Genomic DNA, 4,332 nt, shown 5'->3' with positions numbered 1-4,332 from the left:
AAGCGGTGTTCGGGCTGGTCACGCTGCTGACGGTGGCGGTGTTCTCGCTGCATGCGCCGCCGGCGATGCGGCGGCTGTCGATCCTGTGCGCCATGGTGGTGTCGTGCCTGGTCTATGCGCTGGCCGCCAACGGGCTGGGCCTGGCCCCGCCGATCGATTTCGGCATGGTGCGGACCGCGCCCTGGTTCGGCCTGCCGCCGCTGCGCGCGCCGCGCTTCGAGACCCATGCCATGCTGGCCATCGCCCCGGTCGCCCTGGTGCTGCTGGCGGAGAATCTGGGCCATCTGAAGGCGCTGGGGGCGATGACCGGCCGCAATTTCGATGCCCTGGCCGGGCGGGCCTTCCTGGGCGACGGGCTGGCGACGATGCTGGCGGGCGCGGGCGGCGGCACGGGGGTGACGACCTATGTCGAGAATATCGGCGTGATGGCGATCTCGCGGGTCTATTCCACCCTGGTGTTCGTCGCGGCGGCGCTGTTCGCCGTCCTGCTGGGATTTTCGCCCCGTTTCGGCGCGGTGCTGCGGATCATTCCCGATCCGGTGCTGGGCGGACTGGCGCTGGGAGTGTTCGGCCTGATCGCCGCGACGATGGTGCGGATCTGGATCGAGCATAAGGTGGATTTCGCCGATCCGCGCACGCTGTTCACCGTCGGGGTCACGCTGATCGCGGGGGCGGGCAACCTGACGATCGCCATGGGCCAGGTCGTGCTGGGCGGGATCGCCACCGCCACGATCGCGGCCATCGGGCTGAACCTGATCCTGGGATGGCGCGGACGGCGTCGCCCCTCGCCTTCCGAAAAGGAGTAGACGCAGCATGTCAGTCAGCGATTTCGAGATGGTCGAGGCGTGGGGGCAGGTGCTGTCCCTGTCCGGCATCGCGGCGGGGCAGACCGTGACCATCCTGACGTCGAGCGACACGCATCCGCAGACCCTGCGGACCGCGATCGTCGCCGCCCGCGCGAAGGGGGCCATCGTCAACCGGCTGGACCTGCTGCCGGTGAACGGGGGGACGTCGCTGTCGCGCGATCCGCTGGCCTATGTCGGCACCACGCCGCTGACCGGCAACAAGGCGGCGCTGGCGATGCTGAAGGCCAGCGACCTGGTGCTGGACCTGATGACCTTGCTGTTCTCGGCGGAACAGCATGAGATCCTGTCGGCGGGCGGGCGCATCCTGCTGGCGGTGGAGCCGCCCGAGATCCTGCTGCGCATGGTGCCGACCGAGGAGGATCGGCGGCGCGTGCTGGCGGCATCCAGGGTGCTGCGCGCGGCACGGCAGATGCGCGTGACCTCGGCGGCCGGGACGGACGTGACCTTCGCGCTGGGGGAGTATCCGATCCTGGAGGAGTACGGGTTCTGCGAACGGCCGGGACGGTGGGACCACTGGCCCAGCGGCTTTCTGGCCACCTGGTCGAACGAGGGATCGGCGCAGGGGACGATCGTGCTGGATCGCGGCGATATCCTGCTGCCGCAGAAATCCTATGTGCGCGAGCCCGTCACATTCACCATCCGCGACGGCTATGTGACGGACATCGCGGGCGGGCTGGATGCCGATCTGCTGCGGGGATACATGGAATCGTTCGGCGATCCGGAGGTCTATGCGATCTCGCATGTCGGGTGGGGGCTGCAGAAGCGCGCGCACTGGTCGGTGCTGGGCCTGTATGACCGCGAGGCCACGATCGGCATGGATTCGCGGGCCTGCGCCGGCAATTTCCTGTGGTCCACCGGTCCGAACAACGAGGCCGGCGGCACGCGCGACACGGCGTGCCATATCGATATTCCGATGCGCAACTGCACCGTCATGCTGGATGGCGACGCGGTGGTGCGGGACGGCGAACTGGTGAATGACGGATTGGGGAACGCGGCATGAGCGACAGGCTGGACGGTGGCGCGGCGCGGCGCGGCGAGAGCGACGAGGCGCTGTACCAGCGCCAGGGATTCGGGCGCGAGATGGGCATCGTCGGGCAGGTGGGGCTGCTGATCGTCGATTTCGTCAACGGGTTTGCCGATCCGGCGGCCTTCGGCGGCGGGAACATTCCGCAGGCGATCGAGCGGACGAAGCCGCTGCTGGCCACGGCGCGGCGCCTGGGCTGGCCGGTCGCGCATACCCGCATCGTCTTTGCCGATGACGGGTCGGATGCCAACGTGTTCTCGCTGAAGGTGCCCAGCCTGCTGGGGCTGACCGAGACCAGCCCGGCCAGCGCGATCGTGCCCGGTCTGGCGCCGGTCGACGGCGAATATGTGGTGCGCAAGACGGTGCCGTCGGCGTTCTCGGGCACGGCGCTGGCGGCATGGTATGCCCATCGCGGGGTGCAGACGCTGGTGGTGGCGGGCTGCGTCACCAGCGGGTGCATCCGCGCCAGCGTGATCGACGCGATGTCGCTGGGGTTCCGGCCGATCGTGGTGTCGGATTGCGTGGGCGACCGCGCGATCGGCCCGCATGAGGCCAATCTGTTCGACATGGCGCAGAAATGCGGCGACGTGATGGAGTACGACACGTTGCTCTCGCGCCTGTCCAATCGCTGACCGTTTCAATATTTTCATATATATATTCGGGATTCGCCATGAAACCGCTCTATCGCATCGGGCAGATCGTCCCCAGTTCGAACGTCACGATGGAGACCGAGATCCCGGCGATGCTGGCGGCCCGGCAACTGATCCGGCCCGAACGGTTTCTGTTCCATTCCAGCCGGATGCGGATGAAGACGGTCAGCAAGGACGAGCTGGCGGCGATGGACGAACAATCCGACCGTTGCGCGCTGGAGCTGAGCGATGCCCGGGTCGACGTGCTGGGCTATGCCTGCCTGGTGGCGATCATGTCGATGGGGACCGGCTATCACCGCGTGTCCGAGACGCGGCTGCATGCCCGGACCCGCGAGAACGGCGCGCCGGCTCCGGTGGTGACCAGCGCCGGCGCGCTGGTCGAGGGGCTGAAGGTGATCGGCGCGAAGAAGATCGTCGTCGTCGCGCCCTATATGAAGCCGCTGACCAGGCTGGTCGTCGATTACCTGGCGCATGAGGGGTACGCGGTGATCGATCACGTGGCGCTGGAGATTCCGGACAACCTGGACGTGGCCGCGCACGATCCGGAGCGCCTGCCCGGCATCGTGGCCGGGCTGAATTACGCCGAGGCCGATGCGATCGTGCTGTCGGCCTGCGTGCAGATGCCCTCGCTGCCGGTGGTGCCGAAGGTCGAGGCGCTGACCGGCAAGCCGGTGATCACCGCGGCGATCGCCACGACCCACGCGATGCTGGGCGCGCTGGGGCTGGAGCGGGTCGCCCCCGGCGCGGGGGCGCTGCTGTCCGGTGCCTATTGAGGAAAAGCCTTGAGAAAAGGGAGAGGATCGCGATGATCGACAGCCGGTTCCTGTATGGCGCGAACGTGCGTGCCAACGACATCCGCCAGCATTATCTGCGCTATGGCGGCACGGGTACGCCGCTGGTGCTGATCCCCGGCATTACCAGCCCGGCGATCACCTGGGGGTTCGTGGCCGAGCGCCTGGCGGCGACGCATGACGTCTATGTGCTGGACGTGCGCGGGCGCGGCCTGTCCGAGACCGGGCCGGACCTGGCCTATGACCTGGACAGCTATGCGGCGGACGTGCGCGGCTTCATCACCGCGCTGGACCTGCCGCCCTGCGTGGTGCTGGGCCATTCGATGGGCGCGCGCATCGCCATCCGCACGGCGCGGCGGGATGGCGCCGGCATCGCGGCGCTGGTGCTGGTCGATCCGCCGGTCAGCGGCCCGGGCCGCCGGGCCTATCCGGCGCGGATCGAATGGTATGTCGATTCGATCCGCGAAGCGCGGCGCGGCATGGATGCCGAGGCGATGCGCCGCTATTGCCCGACCTGGACCGAGGCGCAGCGCCGCCTGCGCGCCGAATGGCTGCATACGTGCGACGAACTGGCGACCCGCGTCACGTTCGAGAAATTCCATACCGAGGACATCCACCAGGACATTCCGCACCTGACGCCGCCGACCCAACTGGTCATCGCCACGCGCGGCGACGTGATCCTGCCCGAGGACGAGGCGGAAATCCGCGCCCTGCTGCCGTCGATCGCGACCGTGCGGGTGCCCGATGCCGGCCACATGATTCCCTGGGACAACCTGGATGGTTTTTGCGACGCGGTGTCGGGCTTTCTGTCCCCGGCGCGGACTTGAGGGATATGCTGGACCCATGACGGCATTTGACGGGATGATGCGCCGCGCGGGTGGCGTTGTGTTGCTGGCCTGGAGATTGCCCGACCGAAAGATTACTCATTTTTAACGACATTGATACGATCTGAATATTTGTATTTTTATTAATTCATTCTGTATTCGTATTATTTTTCATCG

5 protein-coding genes are annotated in these 4,332 nt (G+C 67.3%); all 5 read left to right on the top strand.

The annotated features are described in order from the left end of the window. The coding region (locus HUK84_RS11365) for a uracil-xanthine permease family protein (RefSeq protein WP_281362797.1) at positions 1 to 806 on the top strand (806 nt) is incomplete at its 5' end. A 7-nt stretch (positions 807 to 813) separates the two neighbouring features. Next, on the top strand, positions 814 to 1,866 hold the full coding sequence (locus HUK84_RS11360; protein ID WP_176640396.1) for a M29 family metallopeptidase: 1,053 nt from the start codon (positions 814 to 816) through the stop codon (positions 1,864 to 1,866). Next, positions 1,863 to 2,522, top strand: a complete 660-nt coding sequence (locus HUK84_RS11355; RefSeq protein ID WP_176640395.1) for an isochorismatase family protein — start codon at positions 1,863 to 1,865, stop codon at positions 2,520 to 2,522. Before HUK84_RS11360 ends, HUK84_RS11355 begins: the two co-directional genes overlap by 4 nt. 38 nt (positions 2,523 to 2,560) lie before the next feature. Next, complete coding sequence (locus HUK84_RS11350; RefSeq protein WP_281362796.1) at positions 2,561 to 3,313, top strand: maleate cis-trans isomerase family protein; 753 nt, start codon at positions 2,561 to 2,563, stop codon at positions 3,311 to 3,313. A 32-nt stretch (positions 3,314 to 3,345) separates the two neighbouring features. Continuing rightward, on the top strand, positions 3,346 to 4,158 hold the full coding sequence (locus HUK84_RS11345; RefSeq protein WP_176640394.1) for an alpha/beta fold hydrolase: 813 nt from the start codon (positions 3,346 to 3,348) through the stop codon (positions 4,156 to 4,158). Positions 4,159 to 4,332: the final 174 nt, after the last annotated feature.

This window comes from Nguyenibacter vanlangensis (assembly GCF_013376155.1).
GTDB lineage: Bacteria > Pseudomonadota > Alphaproteobacteria > Acetobacterales > Acetobacteraceae > Gluconacetobacter > Gluconacetobacter vanlangensis.
Note: the sequence above shows the minus strand (reverse complement) of the source record. Positions and strands in the feature narration are given on the sequence as shown.